General features: G+C 70.0%; 27 protein-coding genes and 1 tRNA gene. 12 read left to right on the top strand and 16 right to left on the bottom strand.

Annotation, left to right across the window (positions count from 1 at the left end; all coding sequences use genetic code 11):
* Nucleotides 1–114: 114 nt before the first annotated feature.
* From gorA to MMB17_RS01805, 5 genes are all read right to left on the bottom strand, one after another.
* Nucleotides 115–1500, bottom strand: a complete 1386-nt coding sequence (gorA, locus tag MMB17_RS01825) for a glutathione-disulfide reductase (RefSeq protein WP_241100867.1) — start codon at nt 1498–1500, stop codon at nt 115–117.
* On the bottom strand, nt 1490–2653 hold the full coding sequence (locus MMB17_RS01820; RefSeq protein WP_241100866.1) for an O-antigen ligase family protein: 1164 nt from the start codon (nt 2651–2653) through the stop codon (nt 1490–1492). The genes gorA and MMB17_RS01820 overlap by 11 nt, the downstream gene beginning before the upstream one ends.
* A 56-nt stretch (nt 2654–2709) precedes the next feature.
* Nucleotides 2710–3258 (bottom strand): DUF2059 domain-containing protein, encoded by a 549-nt coding sequence (locus MMB17_RS01815; protein ID WP_238309732.1) that lies wholly within the window; start codon nt 3256–3258, stop codon nt 2710–2712.
* Nucleotides 3259–3289: 31 nt separating this feature from the next.
* The gene (gene rpiA, locus MMB17_RS01810) at nt 3290–4000 is read right to left on the bottom strand and encodes a ribose-5-phosphate isomerase RpiA (RefSeq protein WP_238309733.1); all 711 of its coding nucleotides are present in this window, start codon (nt 3998–4000) and stop codon (nt 3290–3292) included.
* Nucleotides 4001–4104: 104 nt separating this feature from the next.
* A complete protein-coding gene (locus MMB17_RS01805) occupies nt 4105–4584 on the bottom strand; it encodes a hypothetical protein (RefSeq protein ID WP_241100865.1) in 480 nt (159 codons plus the stop codon).
* 164 nt (nt 4585–4748) lie between these two features.
* Between MMB17_RS01805 and MMB17_RS01800 the strand changes: the two genes are divergently transcribed.
* Nucleotides 4749–5453, top strand: a complete 705-nt coding sequence (locus MMB17_RS01800; RefSeq protein WP_241100864.1) for an HAD family hydrolase — start codon at nt 4749–4751, stop codon at nt 5451–5453.
* Nucleotides 5454–5490: 37 nt separating this feature from the next.
* Here MMB17_RS01800 and MMB17_RS01795 read toward each other — a convergent pair.
* Nucleotides 5491–5565 (bottom strand) — tRNA-Val (locus MMB17_RS01795).
* 114 nt (nt 5566–5679) lie between these two features.
* Complete coding sequence (locus MMB17_RS01790) at nt 5680–5943, bottom strand: hypothetical protein (protein WP_238309737.1); 264 nt, start codon at nt 5941–5943, stop codon at nt 5680–5682.
* 169 nt (nt 5944–6112) lie between these two features.
* Here MMB17_RS01790 and gltX point away from each other — a divergent pair, with 169 nt between their 5' ends.
* The gene (gene gltX, locus MMB17_RS01785; protein WP_241100863.1) at nt 6113–7486 is read left to right on the top strand and encodes a glutamate--tRNA ligase; all 1374 of its coding nucleotides are present in this window, start codon (nt 6113–6115) and stop codon (nt 7484–7486) included.
* Between the two features lie 136 nt (nt 7487–7622).
* Nucleotides 7623–7766, top strand: a complete 144-nt coding sequence (locus tag MMB17_RS01780) for a hypothetical protein (RefSeq protein WP_241100862.1) — start codon at nt 7623–7625, stop codon at nt 7764–7766.
* A gap of 250 nt (nt 7767–8016) precedes the next feature.
* On the opposite strand, the gene MMB17_RS01775 is transcribed toward MMB17_RS01780, so the two are convergent.
* Nucleotides 8017–8931: an alpha/beta fold hydrolase gene (locus MMB17_RS01775; RefSeq protein ID WP_241100861.1), complete on the bottom strand. Its 915-nt coding sequence runs from the start codon at nt 8929–8931 to the stop codon at nt 8017–8019.
* 189 nt (nt 8932–9120) lie between these two features.
* Here MMB17_RS01775 and MMB17_RS01770 point away from each other — a divergent pair, with 189 nt between their 5' ends.
* Entirely contained in the window at nt 9121–11199 is a 2079-nt protein-coding gene (locus MMB17_RS01770) for a putative bifunctional diguanylate cyclase/phosphodiesterase (protein ID WP_241100860.1), read from the top strand.
* A gap of 33 nt (nt 11200–11232) precedes the next feature.
* Here the strand turns inward: MMB17_RS01770 and MMB17_RS01765 are convergent, their stop codons facing one another.
* Nucleotides 11233–11475, bottom strand: a complete 243-nt coding sequence (locus MMB17_RS01765; protein WP_238312617.1) for a hypothetical protein — start codon at nt 11473–11475, stop codon at nt 11233–11235.
* Nucleotides 11476–11824: 349 nt separating this feature from the next.
* On the opposite strand from MMB17_RS01765, the gene MMB17_RS01760 reads away from it, so the two are divergent.
* Nucleotides 11825–12046, top strand: a complete 222-nt coding sequence (locus tag MMB17_RS01760) for a hypothetical protein (protein WP_241100859.1) — start codon at nt 11825–11827, stop codon at nt 12044–12046.
* Between the two features lie 58 nt (nt 12047–12104).
* Nucleotides 12105–12656, top strand: coding sequence for a hypothetical protein (locus tag MMB17_RS01755; RefSeq protein ID WP_241100858.1), 552 nt, complete (start codon nt 12105–12107; stop codon nt 12654–12656).
* Nucleotides 12657–12660: 4 nt separating this feature from the next.
* On the opposite strand, the gene MMB17_RS01750 is transcribed toward MMB17_RS01755, so the two are convergent.
* From MMB17_RS01750 to MMB17_RS01725, 6 genes are read right to left on the bottom strand one after another with little or no spacing between them, the layout of a single operon-like run.
* On the bottom strand, nt 12661–13677 hold the full coding sequence (locus MMB17_RS01750) for a 5-oxoprolinase subunit C family protein (protein ID WP_241100857.1): 1017 nt from the start codon (nt 13675–13677) through the stop codon (nt 12661–12663).
* Complete coding sequence (gene pxpB / locus MMB17_RS01745) at nt 13674–14438, bottom strand: 5-oxoprolinase subunit PxpB (protein ID WP_241100856.1); 765 nt, start codon at nt 14436–14438, stop codon at nt 13674–13676. Before pxpB ends, MMB17_RS01750 begins: the two co-directional genes overlap by 4 nt.
* Nucleotides 14404–15141 (bottom strand): hypothetical protein, encoded by a 738-nt coding sequence (locus MMB17_RS01740; RefSeq protein WP_241100855.1) that lies wholly within the window; start codon nt 15139–15141, stop codon nt 14404–14406. Before MMB17_RS01740 ends, pxpB begins: the two co-directional genes overlap by 35 nt.
* A 47-nt stretch (nt 15142–15188) precedes the next feature.
* The gene (locus MMB17_RS01735) at nt 15189–15656 is read right to left on the bottom strand and encodes a DUF3618 domain-containing protein (RefSeq protein WP_241100854.1); all 468 of its coding nucleotides are present in this window, start codon (nt 15654–15656) and stop codon (nt 15189–15191) included.
* Complete coding sequence (locus MMB17_RS01730; protein WP_238312611.1) at nt 15656–16054, bottom strand: phage holin family protein; 399 nt, start codon at nt 16052–16054, stop codon at nt 15656–15658. Before MMB17_RS01730 ends, MMB17_RS01735 begins: the two co-directional genes overlap by 1 nt.
* A gap of 10 nt (nt 16055–16064) precedes the next feature.
* A complete protein-coding gene (locus MMB17_RS01725) occupies nt 16065–16538 on the bottom strand; it encodes a hypothetical protein (protein ID WP_241100853.1) in 474 nt (157 codons plus the stop codon).
* 477 nt (nt 16539–17015) lie between these two features.
* Between MMB17_RS01725 and otsA the strand changes: the two genes are divergently transcribed.
* Both otsA and glgX read left to right on the top strand, forming a co-directional pair.
* A complete protein-coding gene (gene otsA / locus MMB17_RS01720; RefSeq protein ID WP_238312609.1) occupies nt 17016–18437 on the top strand; it encodes an alpha,alpha-trehalose-phosphate synthase (UDP-forming) in 1422 nt (473 codons plus the stop codon).
* Nucleotides 18438–18545: 108 nt separating this feature from the next.
* Nucleotides 18546–20678: a glycogen debranching protein GlgX gene (gene glgX, locus MMB17_RS01715; protein ID WP_241100852.1), complete on the top strand. Its 2133-nt coding sequence runs from the start codon at nt 18546–18548 to the stop codon at nt 20676–20678.
* Here glgX and MMB17_RS01710 read toward each other — a convergent pair.
* Complete coding sequence (locus MMB17_RS01710; RefSeq protein ID WP_241100851.1) at nt 20633–21046, bottom strand: flagellar biosynthesis repressor FlbT; 414 nt, start codon at nt 21044–21046, stop codon at nt 20633–20635. The two genes, glgX and MMB17_RS01710, sit on opposite strands and share 46 nt — an antisense overlap.
* Nucleotides 21047–21266: 220 nt before the next feature.
* Between MMB17_RS01710 and MMB17_RS01705 the strand changes: the two genes are divergently transcribed.
* The 4 genes from MMB17_RS01705 to MMB17_RS01690 all read left to right on the top strand — a co-directional run bounded on the left by MMB17_RS01705 (nt 21267) and on the right by MMB17_RS01690 (nt 25778).
* Nucleotides 21267–22448, top strand: coding sequence for a flagellin N-terminal helical domain-containing protein (locus MMB17_RS01705; protein ID WP_241100850.1), 1182 nt, complete (start codon nt 21267–21269; stop codon nt 22446–22448).
* A gap of 193 nt (nt 22449–22641) precedes the next feature.
* The gene (locus MMB17_RS01700) at nt 22642–23832 is read left to right on the top strand and encodes a flagellin N-terminal helical domain-containing protein (RefSeq protein ID WP_238312605.1); all 1191 of its coding nucleotides are present in this window, start codon (nt 22642–22644) and stop codon (nt 23830–23832) included.
* Nucleotides 23833–23959: 127 nt separating this feature from the next.
* Complete coding sequence (upp, locus tag MMB17_RS01695; protein WP_238312604.1) at nt 23960–24601, top strand: uracil phosphoribosyltransferase; 642 nt, start codon at nt 23960–23962, stop codon at nt 24599–24601.
* A gap of 163 nt (nt 24602–24764) precedes the next feature.
* Entirely contained in the window at nt 24765–25778 is a 1014-nt protein-coding gene (locus MMB17_RS01690; RefSeq protein WP_241100849.1) for an NAD(P)H-quinone oxidoreductase, read from the top strand.
* Nucleotides 25779–25844: the final 66 nt, after the last annotated feature.

Raw genomic sequence — 25844 nt, 5'->3', positions numbered from 1 at the left:
CGGGCTGGAGTGGGTACGGCGCGAGGCCGGAAGTGCGCTGCCCTCTTCGTCCGCTTCGCGGCCATCTCTCCCAAGGGAAAGGAAAGGCCGTCGCGGGCCGAGACGATTTGAGCCCTACCCCACCCCGACCGGGTGCTTCACCACCACCGGCGTGCGCATGGTGACGAGCTCCTCGCTCGCGGTCGGGTGGACGGCGATGGTGCGGTCGAAATCGGCCTTGGTGGCGCCCATGGTCACGGCGATGCCCACCGCCTGGATGATCTCGCCGGCATCGTGCCCGAAGATGTGCACGCCCACGACCCGGTCGCTCGCCCGGTCGACCAGCACCTTCATCAGCACGCGCTCGTCGCGGCCCGACAGGGTCGCCTTCATCGGGCGAAAGCTCGTCTTGTAGACGTCGATCTCCGGGAAGCAGCGCCGGGCCACGTCCTCGTTGTGGCCGACCACGCCGATTTCCGGCGTCGAGAACACCGCGGTCGGGATCAGCCGATGGTCGACGCTCCAGGGCTTGCCGCCAAACACCGTGTCGGCGAAGGCGTGGCCCTCGCGGATGGCGATGGGGGTGAGCGCGGCCCGGTTGGTCACGTCGCCCACGGCGTAGATCGAGGGCACCGACGTCTGCGAGAAGGCGTCGACGGGGATCGCGCCGGCTGCGTCGAGCGCGATCCCGACCCGGTCGAGGCCGAGCCCGGCGACGTTGGGGCGCCGGCCCGTGGCGGCGAGCACGCAATCGACGGTGAGGGTCTGCCCGTCGCTGAAGGTGGCGCGGATGCCGTCGGCGACGCGCTCCTGGTGCTCGACGGTGCGGCCGAGCCGCAGGTCCATGCGCTTGGCATAGGCCTCGCCGAGGGCGTCGCGGATCTCGTCGTCGAAGCCGCGCAGCAGGCGCTCGCCCCGGTGCAGCAGCGTCGTGCGCGAGCCGAGGCTCGCGAAAATGCCGGCGAACTCGACGGCGATGTAGCCGCCGCCGACGATCAGGATGCGCTCGGGCTGATGCTCCAATTCGAACACCCCGTTCGAATCGATGGCGAGCTCGGCGCCGGGGATCTTCGGCTCGTTGGCCGGCGTCGCGCCGGTGGCGACCAGGATGCAGGCGGCGCGGATCCGGGTCCCGGCCCCGACCAGGCGGACGGTGTGGGGATCCTCGATCACCGCGCGGTCGGCGACCAGTTCCACGCCGGCGGCTTCGAGGTTGCGCGCGTAGATGGCTTCGAGGCGCCCGACCTCGGCCTCGCGGCGCTCCTTCAGCCGCCCCCAGTCAAACCGCGGCGCCTCCAGACTCCACCCGAAGCCGGCGGCGTCCTCAAACTCATCCCGATACCGCCCCGCATAAACCATCAACTTCTTAGGCACGCAGCCACGGATCACGCAGGTGCCGCCGACGCGGTACTCCTCCGCAAGCATCACGCGCGCGCCGTAGCCTGCGGCGATGCGGGCCGCACGCACGCCGCCCGAACCGCCGCCGATGACGAACAGATCGACATCGTCGCTACCGCTCATGCGCCCTCACTCTTGTCTCGCGTTCCGGAGCGGCTCGGCCGAACGAAACCGCGCGCATCCACGTGATGGCCGTTCCGAGGCCGGCCGTCCACCACCCTTGCCAAGCGCCGTGCTCCACGAACATCACCGCTACCGCCGCCGCCGCAAGGCCGAGGGCAGTCACGAAGGCCGGCTTCGGCAGCCGCATGAGGGCGCCGAGCGCGAGGACGATCACCAAGCTTGCGAGGAACGCACCGACAGTGCCGAGTTCCGCCCAGACCTGCAGGAAGCTGTTATGCGGGTGTCCGACACCGAGCATGTGGCGCATCTCCGGCTCAAGGGCCTGCGCCGCCTGCACCTCGGGAAAACGCACGCTGATGCCATAGCCGCTGCCAATCCACGGGGCCTGCGCGACGGCGGCGCCAAAGCTCTGGGCGATCGTGACGCGGGCACGGGACGAACTCTGCACGAGGCGTTCATGCGCCGCCTCCGGCATGAGTCCGTGCAGGATATCTCCCTCCACGGGCGCCAGCGCGACAGCAAGGAGTGCACCAAGCCCAGTCAATATGATCCCAAGACGCCGCGGCAGGACGAAAGCCGCGAACGCCATGATGGCTCCAGCGATCGATCCCATCGCCGCCGCGCCACTGATTGAGCGCAGGATCGCCGCAGCGCACAGCGCCAGCAGCGCCGCGGCCGCGATCCGGCTGATCCGCGCAAGCAGCAGCGCCATGGGACCGGCAACGAGCAGGATTGTCAGCACCGGACGGTTCAGGACGAAAAGCGCGACGCGCTGGCCTAGCAGCCTCTGCGGCGCGAGATCCGTCAGCAGGCTCGTGAGCACGAACAGGCAAGCGGCGGCGAGGCAGGCCGCTCCGAGAGGCACGGCGAAGGCGGGCAGCCGTCCCGGCGCGAGCCGAGCCAAGAAATAGGCCCCGAGCAGGACCGGTGCGAATTCCGAGACCGCGCGGAGCGAGCTCTGCGGGAACGGACTCCAGGCGAGAGAGACGAGGGACCAACCGAGGAAGGCCAGCGTGGCGAGCCCCAGCGGCGTACGCAGTGGCGACAACAAGGTGACTGCCGCGGTACGAGGATCCTCCCGCAAGGCGGCGGCCAGAAACAGCACAGCCGCGATAGAGGTGAAGAGGGGGCTCGAACGGTTCGCGAGCGCCATGGCCGCGGGAACGAGCGCCAGAACGAGGGTGCCCGCGGCCGCGAGGCGTTGAGTGCTCACTGAAGGGTATGGCCGCGCTTGCCCATCTCCGCCCGGGTCCGGACCATCACGTATTCCGAGACTTCCTGCGTCCAATCCTGCATGGCGCCGACCATGTCGTCGAGGATCTGCGGCTGAGCCTCCACATAGCGCTTGCCGGCGGGCGAGCGGAAGAAGGCCACGATGTCTTTCAGCTCCGCCTCGGTGAGGCGCTGAGCATAGATGCGTGCGGCGGTGTCGATCATCCGCTGCTTCTGCAACTCCATCTCCGGTTCAAGGCTCTTGAGCACCTCGTCGAGATCCTTGGCGAGCTCCGGCCGCGTCACCGAGTTCTTGCGGATCTGCTCGGCCATGGTCGGGATGATGCTATCGAAGGAGCGGGCGATGCCCGAGCCGAGCATGGCCTCGCGGGCGAGCGCCAGATGCGTCGGGCTGATCGCGGGCGCCGGTTGAGCCGGCGCGGGGGCTGCAGGCTTGGTCCCGGGCTTGGCCGTCTGGGCCCCCGCCGATCCCGGCATGAGCATGGCGCCGGCAAGAAGCCCGGCAAGGACGGAGCGGGGGAACATGCGGAACACTCCGGAGTGAATCGAAAAAGAGTCAGAGAGATCCGAGTACGGTGACGACGGCCGCGTCGCCCTTCGCTTCGGCCAAGATCGCCGCGGAGGCGAGGCCGATGAACAAGCCATGCTCGACCACGCCCGGCACCGCCCAAAGCTGGGCGGAGAGCTGCTCGGGATCCGGAATACTCTTCAGATGCGCATCGAGGATGGCATGACCGCCATCCGTGACGAAGGGCTGGCCACCCGAGGCTTTGCGCAGGGAGAGATCGCCCGTGCAGCCGGAGGCTGCGACCGCCTTCTCGATTGCGTGCCGGGTCGCACCGAGGCCGAACAGGTTCACCTCGACAGGCAGCGGGAAGGCGCCGAGCATAGGCACACGCTTGGCAGCATCCGCGATCACGACCATGCGGGTGCTGGCATGGGCTACGATCTTCTCCCGCAGCAACGCGCCGCCGCCCCCCTTGATGAGGCGAAGCTGATCGTCAAGCTCGTCCGCGCCATCGATGGTGAGGTCGAGCTGCGGGCAGCTCTCCAGGGTGGTGAGCTTGATGCCCTCGGCTTCCGCGGCGCTGCGGGTCGCCTCCGAAGTCGGTACGCCGACGACGTCGAGGCCGGCCCGCACCCGCTCGCCGAGGAGCTTGATGAAGGCGTTGGCCGTGGAGCCGGTGCCGATACCGAGGCGCATGCCGTCGGTTACGAGGTCGAGCGCGCGTGCGGCCGCAGCGCGGCGCAGATCCGGGCCGCTCACGCCATCGCTCCGGTTTTCGGGTGAAGAGAGGTCATCGCGGGGATCCCACCGAGAACGGCTGGCCCCCTAGCATGCCTCCCGCCCATGGCAAACCGGCCAATCGATCAGGGCTTTCCGCCTTGTGGCGGCGTTGCGCTCGGACCTGCCCGGCCGGGAGCCGGTGCCGTTGCCGCAGCGCCGGCGCCGCTCGCCATGCCGGCCGGGGGCGGATTGGTCTGGGGCGTGCAGACCACGGCCTCCTCGCGCACCTGCACATAGCAGATGCTCATCTCCCCGGTGCGGTAATTGACCCGGAACACGCCGGCCTCGCGGGCGTGGCGGGAGGCGACGAGCCCGTATTCCGACGGCGCCTGCGGTCCGGCGCCGTCGCCGGCGGCGAAGCACAGGGTGACGCCGACGCTGTCGTCGCGCAGGCCGTACTGGCAAGACGTGACCTCGCCGGTGGCCTTGTCGACCCGGTAGACGCGGTTCAGGTCGATCTGCGGCGCCGGCACGAATTCGTAGGGGCCGCCGGCTGCCGCCGGGAGCGGCCCGAGCAGGCCGGCGAGGAGCACAAGACGCGGGACGACGGGGAACAGACGCATGACGGGCGGGGCATCCTCGGGAGGGCAGCGGTGAATCGCGGCGGAGCCGGAATAGAGCGGGTCCGTGGCAGAGCTTGGGCGAGCCCGGCCAAGGGCCGCGGCTTGATTGCCCTCCGGCCTCCCGTTAGCGAGCCCCAACCCTCGAAGAAAGCGCGAGATCGCGAATGACCGCCCTGCCGCCCATCGCCGTGTTCGACCTCGACGGCACTCTCGCCGAGACCGCGGGCGACCTGATCGGCACGCTCAACGTCATCCTGGAGCAGGAGGGGTTGGGGGGGATGGGGGTGGGGGAGGCGCGGGATCTGCTCGGGGCCGGGGCGCGGGCCTTGATTCAGAAGGGCTTCACCGTTTCCGGCGTCACGCTGGCTCCGGAGCGGCTGGAGCGGCTCTTCGAAGCCTTCCTCGCGCATTACGCGGCGCACCTCACCGACCGTTCCCACCTGTTCCCCGGCGTCACCGAGGCCCTGGACCGGCTGGAGGCGGAGGGCTTCCGCCTGGCGGTCTGCACCAACAAGATGGAGGCCCATGCCGTCGCCCTGCTGGAGGCCCTCGGCATCGCCCCGCGCTTCGCGGCCATCGTGGGCAAGGAGACCTTCCCCTTCTCGAAGCCCGACCCGCGCCACATCACCGCGACGATCGAGCGGGCGCAGGGCGACCCGGCCCGGGCGGTGATGGTGGGCGATTCGAGCGCCGACGTGCACGCGGCCAAGGCCGCCGGCATCCCGGTCGTGGGCGTGGATTTCGGCTACACCGCCGTGCCGATGCGCGACCTGCACCCCGACCGCCTGATCGGTCATTTCGACGCGCTGGTGGAGGCGATCCTCGATCTGGTCCCCGGCACCGGGCGCACGGCGAAGCCGGCGGCCTGAGGCCAGCGCAGCGATCACGGTGGTGACGAAGTGGGAATGGTGGACGGTGTAGGGATCGAACCTACGACCTCTCCCGTGTGAAGGGAACGCACTACCGCTGTGCTAACCGTCCAGAGCCCGTGCGGGCGGCGCGCCGTGGTGTCCGCGGCGGCGAGGACGGCCTTCTAGGGCCGCGCCCCGAGATCCGTCAAGATCCCGGAACGCGCCTGTCGACGCGAAATCGCGCTCAATTGCCGCCAGCGGTGCCGCTGCCGCCGCCACCGCTGCCCTGGGGCACAGCGCGGGAGGGCTGGTTCGCGTTGCCCGCCGCGGCGGAATTGGTGTCGACCGTGTCCGCGCCGGTGGCCCCGCGGGAGACCGAGACGTCGCGGCCGCCGCCGGTGTTGTTGGTGTTCCGCTCGACTGTGGGCCGCGCGCCCGAGGTGCCCGTCTGGGCGAAGGCGGGGGTCGCGAGGGCGACGGCGAGGCCGGCGATGAGAAGGGGTTTCATGGGTTCGGACGGTCCTGTCTGTTTCTGGTTCTTCGGGCGCACCCGGTGCGATCCGATTGTGCGCAAGGCCCTCGACAACGCTCCGGAAGGCCGCGTGTTCGGTCGCCGCCGCGAAACCGACGCGCGAATGGGCTGACGCGCCCGCCCGAAACCCGTTACGAGGGCGGCCATGTCCACCTCGCCTTCCGTTTCGCCGACCGCGCCCCCCCTTGTCCGGTTCGCCCCCTCGCCGACGGGGTTCCTGCATATCGGCAATGCCCGGCCGGCTCTGCTCAATCAGCTCTTCGCCCGCGCCCGGGGCGGTCGCTTCCTGCTGCGGCTCGACGACACCGACCGGGAGCGCTCGACGGAGGCTTTCGCCGAAGCGATCCGCGAGGACCTGACCTGGCTCGGGATCGTGCCCGACCTGTTCGCGCGCCAGAGCGCCCGCAAGGCGCAGCACGACGAAGCCGCCGAGCGGCTGAAGGCGGCGGGACGGCTCTATCCCTGCTACGAGACGCCGGAGGAGCTGGAGCGGCGGCGCAAGCGCCAGCTCGGCCGCGGCCTGCCGCCGATCTACGACCGGGCCGCCCTGTCGCTCACCGCGGAAGACCGGGCCCGGCTTGAGGCGGAGGGCCGGCATCCGCATTGGCGGTTCAAGCTCGACCACAGGGTAGTGGCCTGGGACGACCTCGTGCGCGGGCCGAGCCATGTCGACTGCGCCTCGCTCTCGGACCCCGTTCTGATCCGGGCCGATGGCAGCTACCTCTACACCCTGCCCTCGGTGGTGGACGACGCGAATCTCGGCGTCACCCACGTCATCCGCGGCGAGGACCACGTCACCAATACCGGCGTGCAGGTGCAGCTCTTCGAGGCGCTCGGCGCTGCCGTGCCGGTCTTCGGGCACCACAACCTGCTGACCATGGCCGATGGCGAGGGCCTGTCGAAGCGGCTCGGCCACCTCTCCCTGCGTTCCCTGCGCGCGGCGGGCTACGAGCCGGCGGCCGTGCGTTCGCTCGCCGTGCTGACGGGCTCGGCCGAGGCCGTGCGTCCGGTCGCCTCCCTCGACGAACTGGCCGGCCTCGTCGACCTCTCCCAGATCTCCCGGGCGCCGGCCCGGTTCGACCCGGCCGAGCTCGACGGGCTCAACGCCCGCCTCGTGCACGACATGCCCTATGCCGAGGCCGCCGAGCGCCTGCGGGGGATGGGCGTGGCCGAGGAACGCGCGGAGGCGTTCTGGGGGGCGGTACGGGCCAATCTCGGCCGCGTCGCCGAGGCGGAGGCGTGGTGGCGGGTGGTGACCGGGCCGGTCACCCCCGTGATCGTCGATCCCGATGTCTCGCGGCGCGCCCTCGCGCTGCTGCCGGACGGCCCCTTCGATTCCGGCACCTGGAAGGCCTGGACGGAGACGGTGAAGCGGGACACCGGCGCCAAGGGCCGCGCCCTGTTCATGCCCCTGCGCCAGGCCCTGACCGGCCTCGACCACGGCCCCGACCTCGCCAACCTCCTCCCCCTGATCGGCCGCGAGCGGGCCGCCAAGCGGCTCTCGGGCGAGAGCGCCTGAACGGGGCAGGGGGGTCGGCTCGCACCCGCCGCGGCCTTTCCTCTCCCGCTAGACTAAGGACGATACGGATCTGGCCTGATCTGTTTGCGTTGAGCGCCTTCGGCCGCGCGTGGAGGGGAGGATGGAGGGGCTTGGGATGGACGACCTCTGCCCCGAGGCGCGCGAGACGGTCCGGCTGTGCCGACTGCGCTGGCGGGTCGAGGGGGTATTCCGGGCGCTCAAGCGAGACGGGCTTGGCCAGGAAGCCACGCAGGTGCGGGTGCCCGGCAAACTGTTCTAGCTGGCCACCCTGGCGCTGGCGGTGCAGCTCGCCCGGGCCTGCGAGGGCAGCACGGCGCGCCTGCGCAACCCCTACCCGCCGCGGGCTCCCGGGCCTAGCTGTCCTAGGCCATTGCCCGGCACGATAGCGAGGACATTGCCGGCAAGCCGAGAGCCAAGACTACAGCCCGAGGGTGGAAGCGCTTCGCCACCATCTTCGCCAACCAAGACTCAACTTCCGACAAGGCCGCAGCCCAAATGGAGAGAGGGCGCTACCCGAAGAACCGCTCCAAAGCCGTCAGCGTCTCCGCCGGGCTCTCCTCCGCCAGGAAATGGCCGCAGGGGATCGAGACGCCCTCCGCCTTCGGCGCCAAGGTCCGTTGCCAAGTGTCGAGGGCGCTCTCGGGCTTGTCCTTGTCGAGATAGTCGCGGCTCGCGAGCACCAGCACCGGCATGCCGAGCCTGCGCCCGGCGGCGAGATCCGCGGCATCGGCCGCGCGGTCCGGCCCATCCGGGCCGCCGGCCCGGTAATCCTGGCACATGGCGTGGATACGCTCGGGCACGTTCCAGCTCTGGCGGTAGAGGGCGAGCGCCCGCGGGTCGAAGGCGGAGAGGTCCTTGGCCGCGCTCCAGTCCCGCAGCAGCCCCTCGAAATAGCCGTCCGGATCGCGCCCGATCGCGGTCTCCGGCTGGGGGGCGGGGCTGGCCAGAAATGACCAGTGCGGGTTCAGGCCGGGACGGGCCTCGATCCGCTCCCACTGGATCAGGGTCGGCACGATGTCGAGGAGGGCCAGGCGCTCGACCCGGCCGGGATCGTCCAGGGCCAGCCGGTAGCCGACCCGGGCGCCGCGGTTGTGGCCGGCGAGGGCGAAGCGGACATGGCCGATCCGCTCCATCAGGGCCACGATCTCCCGACCCAGCACCCGCTTCGCATAGGCCTCCACCCCGTCGTCGGGCGCCTGCGACCAGCCGTAGCCCTTGAGGTCGAGGCAGATCACCCGGTGCCCGCGCGCCAGCGCCGGAGCCACGCGGTGCCACATCGCGTGCGTCTGCGGAAAGCCGTGGAGCAGCAGCAGCGCGGGCGCCGCCGGGTCGCCCCCGGCCTGGGCGAAGACGCGGCCGCCCGGCCCCTCGACCCAGAGCGGGTCGAAGCCGGGAAACAGGGCGTCGGGCGTCGGATCCGGCATCGGGGTCTCCCGTTCGGAGGGGCGCGACGACAACCATCGAACCCGGCGGCGGCTCCGCGGGTGCGGGACGATTCATGAAGGCGGCAACTCTTTGAGAAACATATAAATTGATCAAATTGCTCAATCAACGGGCATGCAATTTATTAAGGCGATCCGGTCATCATAGGTTGTTCCGATCGGTTGTAGCCTATGCCTCGCCAAGCTTTCGAAGAAGTCGCCCGGATCGCGTCCGATTGGTTCTGGGAGACCGATGAGGACGGGCGCTTCGTCCACCTCTCCGCGGATGTGGAGCGCTATACCGGCCGCGCGGCCTCCGACATGATCGGCCGCACCCGCACGGAGCTGGCCTGGACGGATGGGTCTGGGCGCCAGCCCGAATGCTTCGTGGCGATGGCCGAGGGCCGCCCGTTCCGGGATCTGGTCTACGCCTATCGTCACCCGGACGGCACCCCGCGCTGGTTCGAGCTGAGCGGCAAGCCGCGCCAGGACGCCCAGGGCCGCTTCGCCGGCTATCGCGGCGTCGGCAACGACGTCAGCGACCAGCATCGGACCCGGATGGCCCTCGCCGAGGCCCATGCCCAGCTGATCGAGCAGAACCGCCGCTTCGACGCCGCCCTGGAGAACATGACCCAGGGCCTGTGCCTGTTCGATCCCGAGAGCCGGCTGCTGGTCTGGAACCGCCGCTACCAGGACATGTTCGACCTCGCCGAGGGGCATCTGCGCGTGGGCATGAGCCAGCGCGAGATCGTCGAGATCCTGGTCGGCCTCCAACGCTACAAGGCCGGCGCCACTGTGGATTCGCTTTGCGAGGGCACCCGCACCTCCCTCATCAACGCGAACGCCAAATCCGTGCTGCGGGAGCTGGCGGATGGCCGTGTCATCGCCGCTACCCATCGCCCGATGGAGGGCGGCGGTTGGGTCGCCACCTTCGAGGACGTGACCGAGCGGCGGCGCAACGAGGCGCGCATCGTCCACATGGCGCGCCACGACGCGCTCACGGACCTGCCGAACCGCACCGCCCTGCGGGAACTCGGCATCGACCTTCTGGAGCAGGGCAAGGCGGCGCCGAGCCCGCGCCTCGCCGTGCTGTGCTTGGATCTCGACCGCTTCAAGCCGATCAACGACAGCTTCGGCCACGGCACCGGCGACATGCTGCTGCGGGCGGTCTCCGAGCGCCTGCGTCAGCATGTGCGCGGGCGCGACGTGGTGGCCCGCCTCGGCGGCGACGAGTTCGCGGTGCTCTCCCAGGTGGAGGATCTCGCCGGCGCGGTCGGCCTCGCCCAGCGGCTGATCGGCGTCGTGAGCGCGCCCTACAGCCTGAACGGGCTCACCGCCGAGATCGGCATGAGCGTCGGCGTCACCCTGGCCGAGGGGGAGGGGGTGGACATCGACCGGCTCCTCAAGGACGCCGACCTGGCGCTCTACGAGGCGAAGGCGATGGGCCGCGGCACCTATCGCGTGTTCGAGCCGGAGATGGACGCCACCGCGCAGGGACGGCTGAGCCTGGAGCGGGAGCTGCGCGAAGCCCTGGCGCTGGGCCAGCTCGAGGTGCATTACCAGCCCCTCGTCGACCTCGCGGAGGACCGGGTGAAGGGCCTGGAGGCCCTGGTGCGCTGGCGGCATCCCGAACGGGGCCTCATCAGCCCCGTTCTGTTCATTCCTCTGGCCGAGGAGACCGGCCTCATCGTGCCGCTGGGCGAATGGGTGCTGAAGCAGGCCTGCCGGGATGCGGTGGGCTGGCCCGAGGAGATCAGCATCGCCGTCAACGTCTCCGCCCTGCAGCTGCGCCATCGCGGCTTCGCGGCGGCCGTGCTCTCTGCCCTGGCGACGAGCGGCCTCAGGGCGACGCGGCTCGAGCTCGAGATCACCGAGAGCGTCCTGCTCGACGACACGGAAGCCAATCTCGAGACCCTGCACGCCCTACGCCGCCTCGGCGTGCGCATCTCCATGGACGATTTCGGCACGGGCTATTCGAGCATCAGCTACCTGCGCCGCTTCCCCTTCGACAAGATCAAGATCGACCGCTCCTTCGTGCGGGATGCCGGCGAGCGGGCGGAATCGAACGCGATCATCCGGGCGATCGTCGGCCTCGGGACCAGCCTCGGCATCACCACCCTGGTCGAGGGCGTCGAGACCGAGGCCCAGCTCGCCGCCGTGCGAGCGGAGGGCGCGCAGGAGATGCAGGGCTTCCTGTTCAGCCCGCCGCGCCCGGCGAGCGAGATCGACGTGCTGTTCGCCGACGGGAAGAAGGGCGCCGCGGCGGCCTGAGCGCGGGCCGGGCGAACCCGCCGGGCCGGCGGGTCAGGCGGGGGTGCTGCCCTCGCCGAGGCAATCGAGGGCGGCCTCGACCGTGCCGATCGCGTCGAGGAGCTTCTGCACGGTGCGTTCGACCTCCAGCGCCGGGCGGTCCATCAGGGCCGCGCGCTCGGCGACGGACTGGAGCTCCTCCAGAACCATGAAGAGGTCGTCGGCGATGGTCACGACATCGCAGCCCGCGGGCGCGCGCCGGGGATCGGGACGGCGGAAGGGGACGACGTTGCTCATCGCGGCCAGCTTTCACGGATTTCCCGGCTTCGCGCCACCCGTGCGTGCGCCCCTCTCCACATGAATGCGCCACCGCTGTGGCGCGGATGACAACCTCCCGTGGAGCGTGGTGAGTTTTTAGTGGCCGCCGGACATCACCTTCGCGCCAATCGGAACAGGATTCGTCAGTCCTCGGAGGCGTCGCGCCGGGCCGCGGGACGCGGTAAGCCACTGAGTCGGCGAAGGTCTCCGCCCATGCCGCGCCGCGCCGCGACGGCGCGCCGCCGGCGCCGCGTGCTTGACGGAACGGGTCCGGCAACCGCAGGTCGCCGCAAGCGCCGGCCTCCGGCGTCGTCCCGGGAGATCACCGATGCGCCTGCCGCACCTCGTCCTCGCTGCCTTCGCCGCGACCTTCGCCTGCGGCCTCGGTGCCTGCAGCAGCACGGATTCGGGTGGCCCCGGCCTGTCCGAGACCTTCAACACCGACAATTACCGCCGTTCCAACGACACCAACGGCACCCAGCGGCGCCCGGACGTGAACCGGCTCTACACGCAGCCGACGCTGCCGACGATCGGCAACCGCGGCTTCTGACGCGGGTTTTCCCCGAGGCTTGCGCACCGGAGCGGTGCGGCGGCGCGCGGAGGGCAGCATGGACGATTCCGAGGGCGGTCACCGCCTCGGCCGCTACGCGGATGGCCTGCTGAGCCTGCCGGGCGGTGTCGTGCGCGGCGTCGAGGAGGTGGTGCGGGTGCAGGCCCGGGGAACCGGCCCCGACGGGCTGGAGCGGGCCGGCGAAGCGGCGGGCAACCTGCGGCAGGCCCTCGGCCAGGGCGGCCCGCGTTCGCTGCCCCTGCGCCTCGCCCTCTCCACCGTGCGCGCGGGCCTGGGCCTGATCGAGGACGGCCTGCGCGCGGATCTCCAGGCCTTTCCGGTCGAGATCGGCTTCGCGGACGGCTCGACCGTGGTCGCCCTGCTGCCGGGGGAGGCCGCGGCCCTGATCCGCCGGGATGCGGCCATCGCCCGCGGCGCCCTCGAACGTCAGGCCCGCAAGGCGTCCGTGCCGCTTCCGGCGCCTCCGGTCGAGCCCGCCGCGCCGGCCGCCCTGCCGGACGGCACCGGCGACGCCCTCACCTCGATCTTCCGCTACGAGAAGCGCAACGGCCGCCTGCGCCGCGTCCCCGTCGAGCCGGGCGAGGGCTGATCCGTCAGCCCGCGAAGGCGTCGACCGCCTCGCCCGCGAGATTGGCCGCGCTCAGGCGTTCCGCCTCGCTCAACGCCGGGCGCCGCCGGCCGGGCAGGGCGGCGAGCAGGGCCGCCCGCTCCCGGGCGAGGCGCACCGCCTCTTCGACGGTGACTACCTCGAAGCGCAGCGCCTCCCCCGGCCGGCGCTGGGCGACCCGGCGCAGATCCGCCGAGATCACGGTGGCGATCTTCGGATAGCCGCCGGTGGTCTGACGGTCCGCAAGCAGGATGATCGGCGTGCCGGCCCCCGGCACCTGGATCGAGCCCGCCACCGTCCCGTCCGACACGATGTTGAATCCCTGTGGCCCATGGGCGATGCGGGGGCCGTCGAGCTGGCAGCCCATGCGGTCGGCGCGATGCGAGACCGTGAAGGGGCCGTGGCCCAGCGTGTCGAGGCCCTCCGGCGTGAAATGATCGGCCTGCGGGCCGAGCACCACCCGGATCGGTGCCTCCCGGTCGAGCGGGACCGGGTCGAGGCTGCATTCGGCCCCGCCGAGGCCGGGCTCGGCGGCCGGATGCAGCCGGTCGCCCTCGCGCAACGGGCGTCCGTCGAGGCCGCCGATGGCCGCCCGCAGATGCAGGGCGGCGCTGCCCATCACCGCGGGCGCCCGGATTCCCCCGGCCAGCGCAAGCACGGCGTAGACACCGGCGCGGGGACGTTCGATCCGCAGGGTCTCCCCCTCCTGCAGGGTGAGGCTGCCGTCCTGGCCCACGGCCTCGCCGTCGCGGTCGAGCCGGCAGAGCGCCCCCGTCACCGCCACGCGCACCGGGCCGCCCTCGGCTCGGAAGCGACCGGAGGACAGGCCGAGCTCCAAAGCCGTGGCCTCCGGCTCGTTGCCGACGAGGAGGTTGGCCGCCGCATGCGCCAGGGGATCCATCGGCCCCGAGGCGGAGAGGCCGTAGCGCGCGAAGCCGCGCCGGCCGCCATCCTGCAGGGTCGTGGCCGCCCCGCATTCCAGAACGAGGAGATGCCCGCTCACGGGTCGATCCGCTCGGCCACCGGCTCCCCGGCGGCGGCGGCGCGGTCGAGGGCCTCCCACGCGGAAGGCTCCACCGGCTCGAAGCGCACGGTGTCGCCGGGCTCCAGCAACACGAAGGGCACGCGGCCTGGCATGAAGTTGCGCATCGGCGTGCGGCCGAGGAGATGCCATCCGCTCGGCGCGGCGATGCTTGCGACCAGCGCCTGGGCCCCGCCGATGGATATCGTCCCTGCCGGCGTCTGCGGCCGGGGGCTCGGCCGGCGCGAGAGGGCGAGGCTCGGGTCGAGCCCGCTCAGATAGGCGTAGCCGGGCAGGAAGCCGAGCATCGCCACCCGGTAGGTCGCGCCGCAATGGCGGGCGATCACCTCGTCCGGGCGGAGGCCGTGATGGGCGGCGACCGCTTCGAGGTCGATGCCGAAATCCCCGCCATAGACTACGGGGATCCGCCAGGACCGCTGGCGGGCCGCTTCCGGCAGGTCGCCCCGCGCCAGCGCCAGGACCTGCGCTCCGAGGGCGACGGGGTCGGCCAGGACCGGATCGACATGGACGGTGAGCGACCGGTAGGTCGGCACGGATTCGCGAACGCCCTCGAGGCGCGCGCCGGTGAGGCGGGCATCGAGGGCGAGCACGGCGGCGTTGAGGTCGGCGTCGATGGTGTCGCCGAACTCGATGGTGAAGGCGGTGTCGCCCTGCGGCAGGAGCCGCGGTTCGTCCGGCACGGGACTCCTAGAGGGTGTGGATCTTGCGCTCCGTCCCCTCATACACCTCCGCCTCGCCGCCCGTCGCCCCGCTGCGGTGCAGGGCTGCGTCGAGATTGTCCGGGTCGAGGGCCTGCTCCACGAAGACGCGGCCGCGATGGGTCATGTCGCGGGCGTAGCGCAGGCCCTGGTCCCGCAGATCGTCCGCGTAGGGACCGAGAGTCTGGTCCTCCTGCCGGGTGCGCGGCAGCAGCGCGCCGAGCAGCAGGCCCGCAGCGAGGCCGACCACGCCCACGAGCAGCGGGTTCTCGGACACGAAGGCCTCCGTGGCCGTGCGTCCCTCCCGGATCCGCTGGTATCCGCGGTCGGCGAGGTCCGCCGCCTGGGCGCGGTGGTGGTCGTAGCGCTCCGAAGCCCAGTCGCGGGCGTCGTCATAGGCATCCTCCGCGCGCCGCCGGGCCTCCTGGGCGGCATCGCCGACGCGCGACTTGAGATCGGCAGCCGTGTCCGTGGCCGTGTCGCGTGCCCGCTCGTAGGCTGAGCCAGCCGCATCGGCCGCCTGCGCGCCCGTCTCGCGCACCCGCTCGGCGGCGGCCTGCGACGCTTCCCGCGCCGCCGTCAGAGCCTCTTCCTGTTCCCGGTCGATCCGCCGGGCGGCCTCGTCGAGGCTTCCGCCCCGGCCGGTGCCGCGGGGCATGCCCGCCTGGGCCGCGAGATCGTCCGTGAGGGAGCGTCCATCGTCGCCCGGCTTGTTCTGTCCACCCATGGCGCTGCTCCGATCTGTCAATGACATCGTCGTCCTCGTCGCGTTTCTCAGGCGATCCCGGCGCTTCCGGGGGGCGCTTCCGGGGGCAGGCCGGGGTTGATCGTCTTCGGACCCGGCCTCGCGCCCGGCCCGGGCACAGGCTCCGCCACGGTCACGGAGGCGGGCTTGCGCGCCGCATCCGTCTCCGTGAGCGTCGGAAGCGTCGCCTTCGGCATCACCGGCTCGGCCGGTACGATCGCGCCGTTCCGGTACGGGCGTCGGGCCTCCCCGGAGATCCGGCTCATCAGCATGCCGACGCCCGCCGCGATCAGCAGCACGGGCACCGGGTTCTTGCGGACCGCCGCGAGCGCGTTGTCGTAGAGGCCGTTCAGGGCCGGGGTACGCCGGGCCGAGCCCAGCATCTCGTCGACGAGGCTCGAAGCCGAGAGGCGTCCCTGCAGCTTGTCGATGGTCTCGTCGAGCCGGGCACGGCTCGCCTCGATGTCCCGTTCGAGATCGGAGATCGATTCACTCATCACGCCACGCGCTCCGCCGAGACCCGCTCCGAGAGGGCGCGGGCGTCCTGTCGCACCTGCCGGCTCGTGCGGGTGGGCGCCAGGTTCGAGACCGACATCGCCTTCGCCCCCACGAGGGCGAGGATCACCGCGACGAGGAGCAGGGCCCCGCCCACGATCAGCGCGGCGAGCCACTCCGAATTCACCAGCGTCGCCACGTATTTCACGAGGGCGCCGATCAGCACGAACAGGGCGGTGACCGCGAACACAGCCGCGGCGACCATCATCCCGAGCCCGATGAAGAGGCTCCGGACATTCTCCGTCATCTCCGTGCGGAAGAGCGCGATTTCCTTGCGGGCGAGGTCGCTCGCCTCGCGCAGCGCCTCGGCGACGAGGCCTTGAAGGGATGAGCCCGACATGTACGGCTCCTCAGGCCCGGTAACCGTCATAGGTGTCGGTCTCCGGCCGGCTCGTCGCCTTGACGAAGCGCGACAGCAGGAAGCCCGCCGCGAAGGTCGCCACGGCTACCGTCACCGGCGCCCGGCGGGCATAGGTCTCGGCCTCGGTATAGAGGTCGGCGAAGCTGCGCCGCTCGATGGAGCCGGCGAGGTCGTCCAGCCCTTCCGCGGCGGTGTCGAAGAAGGCCTTGAGGTTGGGCTTGTCCTCGAAGCTCTTGCCCGAGTCCCGCAGGGAGGCGGCGACGCTGGCGACGGATTGCGAGGCCTCGCCCTTCTTGCCCTCGGCGTAGCTGATCGCGTTGCTGCGCAGGGCCGCCGCGAAGCCGAGGCCGCGCTCGACTGCCGTATCGGCCAAGTCCTCGACCTCGTGCTTCACGTCCTGGAGGTCGGCAGGACGTCCCGTCTCCGGACCGGTTGCGGTGCCTGCGGCATCGGATGCGGGCATTGCGGGGCAGCTCCTCGAAAGCGTGGGGGCGGGGGCGACCGGGGCCGGACCTCCACCGCGTTGGATCTCGTCCGAGAAACATCGAGCGAACGACCGGGTTCCGCACCCGGTGTGGGAAAGCGTGACCATTTCATGTGGATGGATCGGCCGGGGCCGCCCCCCGCGCCGGCCCCCGCGTCAGCGGCCGTTCAGCTTCGGCACGGCACAAGAGGCTGCGTCGCGCCGCACTGTCGAAACCGGCTCCTTCGAGGCGCGACGGCCAAGGTTCCGGGCAGGCGGGATCGCGGCGTTTCCGGATGCCCCCTGCGAAAGCGGCACCCGAACCGCCACGCATTCCAGACTTGACCCGCGGGTAAGGTCGCGCTTGGCTGTCGTCACGACGGATCGCGCTCGGCTTCCGCGCGTTTCCTCTCACGTAAACGTCAATTGCGAGCGCGGGCCTCCCGCGCTCCCGACCGAGGACCGGAGCCCGCGTTCGTGGCACGTCTCATCATCGTTTCGAACCGCGTCGCCGTCCCGGCCGAGGGCAAGGACGCGGTTTCGGCGGGCGGCCTCGCCGTCGCCGTGAAGGAAGCGTTCTCCAGCTACGAGGGCCTCTGGTTCGGCTGGAGCGGCAACATCGTCGAGGATCCCGATCCGGAGCCGACCCTGATCGACCGCGGGTCGATCCAGTACGCGGTGATGGATCTCTCGCCTCAGGACCACAAGGAATACTACGCCGGCTTCGCCAACCGGGCGCTCTGGCCGATCATGCATTACCGCATCGGGCTGGGCGCCTATTCGCGCTCCGATTATTCCGGCTACCAGCGCGTCAACCAGGCCTTCGCCCGGGCGCTCGCCAAGCTCGTCGAGCCCGACGACCTGATCTGGGTGCACGACTACCACCTGATGCCGCTGGCGAGCGAGCTGCGCGGCCAGGGCATCGCCAACCCGATCGGCTATTTCCACCACATCCCCTGGCCGGCCGCGGACGTGTTCAACACCCTGCCGGCGAGCAGCGAACTCCTGCGCGCCATGGCCGATTACGACCTGATCGGCCTGCAGACCGAGCCGGACGTCCAGAACCTGTCGCGCAATTTCATCGACACGATGCGCGCGATCCCCCTCGGCGGCGGCTCGCTCATGGTCGACGGCCGGCGCACGCGCATCCGCGCCTTCCCGATCGGCATCGACGTCGCCGGCTTCAAGGAGGCGGCGGACAAGGCCGGCTCCAACAAGGTGGTGCGCGAGACCATGGCGGGCCTGCGCACCCGCAAGCTCCTCATCGGCGTCGATCGCCTCGACTACTCGAAGGGCGTGCCCGAGCGCATGGAGGCGGTGGACCGCTTCTTCGCCTCCAACCCCGACCAGCGCGGCAACGTCGTCTACATCCAGATCACGCCGAAATCCCGCAGCGAGGTGCCGGAATACGAGCAGCTCTCCCGCGAGGTGAACGAGAAGGTCGGCGACATCAACGGCACGCTGGGCGAGCCGGCCTGGACGCCGATCCAGTACGTCACCAAGGCCTATCCGCGCCCGGTGCTGGCCGGGCTCTACCGGGCGGCCCGGGTCGGCCTCGTGACGCCGATGCGCGACGGCATGAACCTCGTGGCCAAGGAATACGTGGTGGCCCAGAGCGAGGAGGATCCGGGCGTCCTCGTCCTCTCCAAGTTCGCCGGTGCCGCCCGGCAATTGCCCGAGGCTCTGCTCGTGAACCCTTACGACCGCTTCGAGGTGGCCGAGGCGATCCGGCAGGCGCTCTACATGCCCCGGACCGAGCGCCTGGAGCGCTGGAAGCCGATGATGGAGCGCATGGCCCGCGAGGACGTGGATTGGTGGGCGCGCAACTTCATGACGGAGCTGGAGGCCTTCCGCACGGTCGAGCGCCAGCCGCCGAGGACTGCGGCGGCGGCCGAGTAGCCGCCGCGCCTTTCCGCCGTATCGAGAATCGGTAAACCTCGACCGTCGGCCCGGGTTTCGCGTCCGGGACGCGGCGAGGCCGTTGCGTATCCTGGACGACGAGGCTGCATGATCGCGATCGAAGAGGGCGTGCCCGCCCCGCTCGGTGCCCACTTCGACGGACGCGGCGTCAACTTCGCCGTCTTTTCGCAGAACGCCACGGCGGTCGAGCTCTGCCTGTTCGATCCGAATTCCCGCATCGAGCGGCAGAAATTCCTGCTGCCCTGCCGGACCGACGACATCTTCCACGGCTACCTGCACGGGCTGCTGCCGGGCCAGCTCTACGGCTACCGGGTGCACGGCCCCTGGGATCCGGCGGCGGGCCACCGCTTCAATCCGGCCAAGCTCGTGATCGACCCCTATGCCCGCGAGGTGCGGGGCCGGATCCGCTGGCACGATTCCCTCTACGCCCATCGCCGCGGCGGCCCGCGGGAGGACCAGATCGACCGGCGCGACAGCGCTCCCTACATGCCCCGCGGCGTCGTCACCCAGCCGGAGACGGCCGATCCCACCGCCCTGCCGCTCAACCGGCCGCTCGGCGACACGGTGATCTACGAGGCGCATGTGAAGGCGCTGACGATGACGCATCCGGCCCTGTCGCCGGCCGAGCGCGGCACCTATCTCGGCCTCGCGCATCCGGCGATCATCGAGCACCTGCTCAAGCTCGGCGTCACCGCCCTGGAGCTCCTGCCGATCCAGGCCTTCGCCGACGACCGCTTCCTGGTCGAGAAGGGGCTCGTGAATTTCTGGGGCTACCAGCCCTACAACTACTTCTCGCCCGAGCCGCGCTATCGCGGGGAGGGGGGCATGGGCAGCCTGCGCTTCGCCATCCGCGAACTCGCCGCCGCGGGCATCGAGACCATCGTCGACGTGGTCTACAACCACACCGCGGAGGGCGACCGCACCGGGCCGACCCTCTCCTTCCGCGGCCTCGACAACGCGAGCTACTACAAGCTCCGGCCCGAGGATCCGCGCGAGACCCTGGACTGCACCGGCTGCGGCAACACCCTGGACGTGTCCCACCCCCGGGTGATGCAGATGGTGCTCGATTCCCTGCGCCACTGGGTGCTGCGCTACGGGGTGGCCGGCTTCCGCTTCGACCTCGCCTCGAGCCTCGGCCGCGCGCCGCACGATTTCGATCCCCGCGCCGCCTTCTTCCAGGCGGTGGCGCAGGATCCGGTCCTGGCCCGGGTGAAGCTCATCGCCGAGCCCTGGGACGTGGGTGCGGGCGGCTACCGCCTCGGCGGCTATCCCTATGGCTGGAGCGAATGGAACGACCAGTTCCGCGACAATCTCCGCGCCTTCTGGCGCGGCGATGCCGGCGCGCTCGCCAAGCTGACGCAGGGGCTGTCAGGCTCGCGGGAGATCTTCGCCCCGTCCGGCCGCTCGCCGCTCGCCAGCATCAACTACGTCGCCTCTCATGACGGCTTCACCCTGGCCGACGTCGTCAGCTTCGAGGACAAGCACAACGCGGCCAACGGGGAGGAGAACCGCGACGGCCACAACCACAACCTCACGCGCAATTACGGGGTCGAGGGGCCGACCGACGATGCCGCGATCCTGTCGGTGCGGGCGCGCCAGAAGCGCAATATGCTCGCCACCGTCTTCCTCGCCCAGGGCGTGCCGATGCTGCTGATGGGCGACGAGCGCTCACGCAGCCAGGGCGGCAACAACAACGCCTATTGCCAGGACAACGCCGCGAGCTGGATGGACTGGGAGACCGATCCCGATCCAGCGCTCGCCGCCTTCGTGTCCAATCTCGCGGCCCTGCGCCGGGCCTGCCCGGCCCTGCGGCGGCGCAGCTTCCTCGTCGGCGCGGCGGTCGACGGCGACGGGCTCAAGGACGTGCACTGGCTCTCGCCGGACGGCACGGAGATGGAGGGCGAGGCCTGGGGCGAGGGCGAGCGCAGGGCCTTCGGCATGCAGATGGGCAACGATGCCGGCAGCACCGAGCGCGTGCTCGTCCTCATCAACGCCGCCGAGGCCGATTGCGGCTTCGCCCTCGCGCCGGTGATCGCCGGCCCCTGGCGGCCGGTCTTCGACACCACCCTGCCCGAGGGCAAGGTGCTCCCCGGCCATCGCGATCCCTTCGGCGCGGAGGCGGTGGTGCCGTTGCCCAGCCGCAGCCTGCTGGTGCTGAAATCGCCGGCCCGGCATCAGGCCGTTTCGCCGGCCTCCGCCGATTCCTTCGCCCGGGCGTAGAGGGCGGCTTCGGCCGCGATCAGCTCGCGCCCGAGCTTGAGCGACTTGTAGCTGTCGCCGGAGGCACGCACGGCGTCGATCGCCGCGATGTAGGGCGACAGGCTCGGGGCGGCGTCCATCAGCTGGTTGGCCAAGGCCACGAACTGGTTCTCAGCCTCGAACGGGTTGTCGACCAGGTACATCACCTGCAGCAGCACGTAGAGCTTCTTGCAGGGCGTGTTGGCCTCGCTCTCGGTGATGATGTCGCTCTCGCGCAGGAACTTGGTGTTGGTCTCCAGCACGAAGCTCGCCCGGCGGTCGCCGTTGCGGATCGCGGCATTGCCGATGATCAGGCGCTCGTTGGGCTTGAGATCGATTCTGAGGGGCATCGCAGGGGATCTCGCAAGGCGTGTCGTGGAGACCGAATATGGCCCGACGCCCATTAAGAAGCGGTCAACCACATCGGCTAAGAACCGGTCAACCACATCGAAGACGAAGCCGGGGTCCCGGCAAATCCTGACAATCGAAGTAAGGTTTCGGAAGGCCGCGGCGGCTTGAAGTCGGGTCACTCCAGAACGGGGTGCATCAGATCAGAAGGATCTACCCACCATGGCTTCCGTCAACCTCACCGCCGCTGTCCGCCAGAACCTGCTCTCGCTGCAGGACACCGCCTCGCTGACCGCGACGACCCAGAACCGCCTGTCCACGGGCCTGAAGGTGGCCTCTGCCCTCGACAGCCCGGTCAACTACTTCACCTCCCGCTCCCTGTCGAACCGCGCCTCGGATCTCGGTGGCCTCCTCGATTCGATCTCGAACGGCGTTCAGACGATCCAGGCGGCCAACCAGGGCATCACCTCGATCCAGAAGCTGATCGACTCGGCCAAGTCGACCGCCAACCAGGCGCTCTCGACGCAGCTCTCGACCACCGGTACGGCCTCGACGGCTTTTGCTGCCCCGTCTTCCAACACCACCGTGAAGTTCTACGTGAACGGCACCGCGAAGTCCGCTTCGCTCACCACGAGCGACACGATCGACACGGCCATCGCGACGCTCAACACGCAGGCCGGCTCGACGATGTTCTCGAAGGACACCACCGGCAAGAAGATCGTGCTGAACTCCAGCGCCGACGTGGAATTCGCGACGACCGCCGACCAGACCACGCTCGGCTTCACGGCCGGCACCGGTTCCTCCACGACGGCCAAGTACGGCACGGGTAACGACGCCGTTGGCCAGAGCGCCGATCTCACGGTGGCCGGTGTCGATACCCGCGCCAAGCTCGCCGACCAGTACAACGCCCTGCTGACCCAGATCACGCAGCTCGCCAAGGATTCGAGCTACAACGGCGTGAACCTGATCAGCAACGGCGACACCTCGAACAAGCTGCACATCGCCTTCAACGAGAAGGACACGGCGAACCTCGACGTCCAGGGCCAGGATCTGACCTCGGACGGTCTCAAGCTGAGCTCGATCACCCTCGGAACCAGCGGCACGGGCAAGTTCCTGCTCGATACCGACATCAACTCGACCATCAAGAGCCTAGGCACGGCCTCGGACACCCTGCGTGCCGCGAGCTCGACCTTCGGTTCGAACCTCTCGGTGGTGCAGAACCGTCAGGACTTCACCAAGCAGGTCATCAACGTGCTCAACCAGGGTGCGTCGAACCTGACCGCGGCGGACCTGAACGAGGAAGCGGCGAACTCGCAGGCGCTGACCACCCGTCAGTCGCTCGGCATCTCGGCGCTGTCGCTGGCCAACCAGGCGCAGCAGGGCATCCTGCAGCTCCTGCGCTGATCCGGGTAGAGGCGGAAGATCTCGAAGAGACGGCCGGGGAAACCCGGCCGTTTCGTTCGTGACGCGGTGATTTTGGGCCAAGACCCCGGCACGGCAAGCAAAATTCGAAGTTGCGTTAACCTGCGGGAAACCAAGTCGTGGTGCATTAACCCTAATGCCGACATAGGCATGTGCTCACCACGGATTGCATCCCATGTCATCCAGCGTCACCCTCTCAGCTGCGACCCGGCAGAACCTTCTTTCCCTTCAGGACACGGCTACGCTCACCGCGACGACCCAGAACCGTCTCGGTACCGGCCTGAAGGTCTCCTCGGCGCTGGACAATCCGGTGAACTTCTTCACCGCCCAGAGCTTCAGCAGCCGGTCCGGCGACCTGAGCGCGCTCCTCGATTCGATCTCGAACGGCGTTCAGACGATCCAGGCGGCCAACCAGGGCATCACCTCGATCCAGAAGCTGATCGACTCGGCCAAGTCGACCGCCAACCAGGCGCTCTCGACGCAGCTGTCGACCACCGGTACGGCCTCGACGGATTTCGCGACCCCGTCTGCCAACACCACCGTGAAGTTCTACGTGAACGGCGCCGTGAAGTCCGCGTCGCTCACCACGAGCGACACGATCGACACGGCCATCGCGACGCTCAACACTGCCGCCGGTTCCACGATGTTCTCGAAGGACGTCTCCGGCAAGAAGATCGTGCTGAACGCCAGCGCCGACGTGGAATTCGCGACGAACACCGACCAGACCACGCTCGGCTTCGCAGCGGGCACCGGCTCGACGGCGGCCAAGTACGGCACCGGCAACGCCGTCCAGGGGAAGAGCTCCGACCTGACGGTGGCCGGCGTCGATACCCGCGCCAAGCTCGCCGAGCAGTACAACAGCCTGCTGGTGCAGATCACGCAGCTCGCCAAGGATGCGAGCTTCAACGGCATCAACCTGATCAGCAACGGCGACCCGTCGAACAAGCTGCACATCGCCTTCAACGAGAAGGACACGGCGAACCTCGACATCCAGGGCCAGGACCTGACCTCCGACGGCCTCAAGCTGACGGCGATCGGCCCGGATTCCGGCACCAATGTCGGCCGTGGCAGCTTCCTGCTCGACGCGGACATCAAGTCGACGCTCTCCGCCATCGGCACGGCCTCGGACACCCTGCGTGCCGCGAGCTCGACCTTCGGTTCGAACCTCTCGGTCGTGCAGAACCGTCAGGACTTCACCAAGAAGCTCGTCAACATCCTCGATACCGGCGCGTCGAACCTGACGAACGCCGACCTGAACGAGGAAGCGGCGAATTCGCAGGCGCTGACCACCCGCCAGTCGCTCGGCATCTCGGCGCTGTCGCTGGCCAACCAGGCGCAGCAGGGCATCCTGCAGCTCCTGCGCTGATCCTTCCTTCTCCGCAGGCAGAAACGGCCGGGGCTTTGCCTCGGCTTATTCTTTTGGAGAAGCGGCGCCGGCTTTGGAGTTCCGCCCGGCCCTGGCGTAGGAAGGCGGGGCAGAGAAGGAGCGGGCGATGACGGCAGCTGCGGCGAAGGTGACGGTGGTCGATCACCCCCTGGTCCAGCACAAGCTGACCCTGATGCGCGACGTCTCGCGCTCCACCAAGGGGTTCCGCGAACTCCTCAACGAGATCGGGATGCTGCTCGCCTACGAGGTGACCCGCGACCTGCCCCTGGAGCCCGTGACCATCGAGACGCCGCTCCAGCCGATGGAGGGCCGGCAGATCGCCGGCAAGAAGCTCGTCCTCGCCCCGATCCTGCGGGCCGGTGTCGGCTTCCTCGACGGCATGCTCTCGCTGATGCCCTCGGCCCGCGTCGCCCATGTCGGGCTCTATCGCGATCCCGACACGCTCCAGGCGGTCGAGTACTATTTCAAGTCGCCTTCCGATCTCGCCGACCGCACGGTGCTGGTGCTCGATCCCATGCTCGCCACTGCCAATTCCGCGGTCGCGGCGATCGACCGGCTGAAGAGCCGCGGGGCCAAGGATCTGCGCTTCGTCTGCCTGCTCGCGGCGCCCGAGGGCATCGCGCGCCTGCAGGAGGCCCATCCCGAGGTGCCGCTCTGGACGGCCGCGATCGACGATCGGCTCAACGACCACGGCTACATCACGCCCGGGCTGGGCGATGCCGGCGACCGGATGTACGGCACGCGCTGAGACCCCGCCGGGCTTGCCAAGCGGATCATAGGCCGCGACGAGAACGTTCTCCGCCGGACCGGACGCCGATCCGGCGCGCGCGAGAGCATCAGAACGAAGGCCCGGAGACGCGTCCCGCCTCGAAGGCTCGGGCACGGCTGCGGGCCTCGGAGGAGGACACCCGATGCCGTCGAACCCGCTGCCCGAGACCATGCGCCAGATTCGCTTCGCGGAGGCGGGCGGCCCGGAGGTCATCCGCGTCGAGGCGGCCCCGGTGCCGCGGCCCGGCCCGGGGCAGGTGCTGATCGAGGTCGCCGCCGCCGGGGTGAACCGGCCGGACGTGATGCAGCGTCAGGGCCATTATCCGCCGCCGAAGGGCGCCACCGAGATCCCAGGCCTCGAAGTCGCCGGGCGCATCGTCGCCCTGGGCGAGGGCGTGGGCGGCTTCTCGCAGGGCGAGGAGGTCTGCGCCCTGGTGATCAGCGGCGGCTATGCCGAGTTCGCCGTCGCCGAAGCCGGCCAGTGCCTTCCCAGGCCCAAGCCCTTGTCGCTGATCGAGGCGGCCGGCGTGCCGGAGACCTTCTTCACCGTCTACAGCACGGTGATGCAGCGCGCCCGCCTGCAGCCCGGGGAGACCTTCCTCGTACATGGCGGTTCGAGCGGCATCGGCTCGACCGCGATCCAGCTCGCCAAGGCGCATGGGGCCAAGGTCATCACCACCGCGGGCTCGGCGGAGAAATGCGCCTTCTGCGAGGCGCTCGGCGCGGATGCCGCCATCAATTACCGCGAGGCGGATTTCGCGGAGGAGGTGAAGCGGCTCACCGAGGGGAGGGGGGTCGACGTGATCCTCGACATGGTCGGGGCCGCCTACCTGCCGAAGAACGTCGCCTCGATGGCGATGGAGGGCCGCCTCGTCATGATCGCCTTCATGAAGGGCTACAAGGTCGACAGCCTGACGCTGACTCCGATCATGCTCAAGCGCCTCACCCTCACCGGCGCGACGCTCCGGGCCCAGGCCAAGGAGGCCAAGGCGGCGATCGCCGAGGGCCTGCGCAAGGATGTCTGGCCGCTCCTCGAGGCGGGCAAGGTCAAGCCGGTCATCCACGCCACCTTCCCCCTGGAGGAGGCGGAGAAGGCGCATGCGCTCATGGAGACGAGCGCGCATCTCGGCAAGATCCTCCTCGTCACCGGCCGCTGAGGCAGCGGCTGATCTTTCCGCATCTTAGCGAAAGTCGTCGGCCACCTTTCGCGAACAGGCCGCGAA

Source organism: Methylobacterium organophilum, assembly GCF_022533465.1.
Classification (GTDB): Bacteria; Pseudomonadota; Alphaproteobacteria; order Rhizobiales; family Beijerinckiaceae; genus Methylobacterium; species Methylobacterium organophilum.
Note: the sequence above shows the minus strand (reverse complement) of the source record. Positions and strands in the feature narration are given on the sequence as shown.